Below are 1,402 nucleotides of genomic sequence, written 5' to 3' on the forward strand. Positions count from 1 at the left end.
GGTCGCGCGAGTTGCCCATGGTCCACAGCCGCTAAGATAGGCTCTCGGCTGGCCGCTCAAAAAGGCCGTCCAGCAAGGCCGCAGCGAGTGAAGGGCCGAGGCGTACCCTTGGGGTACGTTGAGGGTCTGAACGATGCGAGAACGAAGCGGGCGGACTTTTTCAGCGGCCTGCTACACCGCAATCCCCCAGATCTGTTTCGCCGCCAACCCAATCGCATAACTCACGCTCACCGCGACGGTGATGATCACGAGATTCAGCAGAATCCGGCGTTTCATCTCCATCCCAGACAAGAACGCGAGAATCGACGACACGAGGATGACCATGGTCCCCGCCGTCAGGACGGACACTAGCGCGTCCTTCGCGCCGAAAAGTACGGGGAGCACGGGAACCAATGCGCCGATGACATAGGCGCTACCGACAAATAACGCTGACGTTAACGGCTGTTCCTGCATCTCTGCTGAGCCGGTCTCCTCTCCAAGGAATCGTTTCTTCGCCGCCTCCATGGCGCGCACTTCTTTTTCTGAATTCAGTGCAAGAAACGCCCCGGCTGCCATCGACAGTGCACCGGCCACAGCGGTGGTCGAGGCGGCGATTAAGACGGTCACGGCGTCGCCAAAGGCGCCGAAAAACCCGCTGACTGCACCGAGGATTTCCACTAAACCGTCGTTGAGGCCCAAGAAGATATTGCGGATCTTTTCGGGATTGATTTTCCGCTCGGTTAGTTTCGTGACGAGCACATCCTCATGTTTGAACTCGTCTTGCAGAATCCCCTTGAGTGCTTCACCCAGGGGTTGATCCTGGTAGGAATTCCAGAGGGCGAGATACTTTCTGACCCCGTAGACTTCGATGGCTTCCAGGACGAGATGGACCGCGGTGGAACCGAACAGGCGGCAGAGCCATATAAAGCACCATAGCTTCAGCCGACGCCCCAGGTTGAGGCGTTCCAACTTCATGTCGAAGAATTTTTGCCAGAAAGCCAGGTGTCTGGTTTCGATCAGCACTAATTCATCCAGTGTATTCTTGGCATCCGCATCCGCCGAAATATCCCGCAGAGCTTTGTAGAGAGAAAGGTCGAAGAGCTCATCAAGGATGAGCAGTCGTGCGAGCGTGGGATCGTCGCGGTGAGCGGTTGGCATTATGCCATTCCAACGGCTTGAATTTGTTGAAAGATCTGCTGGTGGTCGGGCAGATTATAGCAGAGACCCATTTGGTTCTCGCCCACAAACTCTAGCCGCCAGGCGGTGGCTCAACGCCGGTGCCCTGGGGGCTATCGAGGGCCTGCTATAATTCGGAAGGACTCGCTTCTCTTTGTTCTACTCGATCATGCATGGATGGATCCTGAGCCGGGCGTATGAAAGGTTGCTGACGACATGACGCAGAAGCGCGAATTCTTCAGAGTCG

General features: G+C 56.3%; 1 protein-coding gene. It reads right to left on the reverse strand.

Translation table 11 applies throughout. The features are described from left to right. Positions 1-171 precede the first annotated feature (171 nt). The gene (locus Q7U76_08915; protein ID MDO8356495.1) at positions 172-1,137 is read right to left on the reverse strand and encodes a VIT1/CCC1 transporter family protein; all 966 of its coding nucleotides are present in this window, start codon (positions 1,135-1,137) and stop codon (positions 172-174) included. Between the last annotated feature and the right edge of the window lie 265 nt (positions 1,138-1,402).

The sequence above is a fragment of the Nitrospirota bacterium genome (assembly GCA_030645475.1).
In the GTDB taxonomy this organism is placed as follows: domain Bacteria; phylum Nitrospirota; class Nitrospiria; order Nitrospirales; family Nitrospiraceae; genus Palsa-1315.

Excerpts from the sequence above, each read along its gene's own strand:
- Q7U76_08915 (MDO8356495.1), bottom strand. The coding sequence starts at position 1,137 with ATGCCAACCGCTCACCGCGACGATCCCACGCTCGCACGACTGCTCATC.